This is a genomic window from Klebsiella sp. 1SOBk10mer (genome assembly GCF_046602535.1).
GTDB classification, from domain to species: domain Bacteria; phylum Pseudomonadota; class Gammaproteobacteria; order Enterobacterales; family Enterobacteriaceae; genus Klebsiella; species Klebsiella quasipneumoniae.
This window is the reverse complement of the sequence record NZ_JBKIUP010000083.1, coordinates 1-222: the sequence shown is the minus strand read 5'-3', so window position 1 is coordinate 222 and position 222 is coordinate 1. Positions and strand designations below refer to the sequence as shown.

At 46.8% G+C, this 222-nt stretch carries 1 pseudogene; it reads right to left on the bottom strand.

Features of this window, described 5'->3' with window-relative positions:
• Positions 1-110 (bottom strand): annotated as a pseudogene (locus ACLH1I_RS26735) (IS110 family transposase); the annotation flags it as partial.
• Positions 111-222 lie beyond the last annotated feature (112 nt).

The following is a 222-nucleotide window of genomic DNA, read 5'->3' as shown; positions in this document are numbered from 1 at the left end:
AATAACTGGCTGAGGTAAAGAGGCAAACTATTATCCTCAAGAATGGTACTCAGTCGGCTAATAACGGCAGCTCCTCGGGGAACGCTAATGCCAAATTCCAGCAGAAAAGCAGGCACTGTTGCAAATAGTCGGTGGTGATAAACTTATCATCCCCTTTTGCTGATGGAGCTGCACATGAACCCATTCAAAGGCCGGCATTTTCAGCGTGACATCATTCTGTGG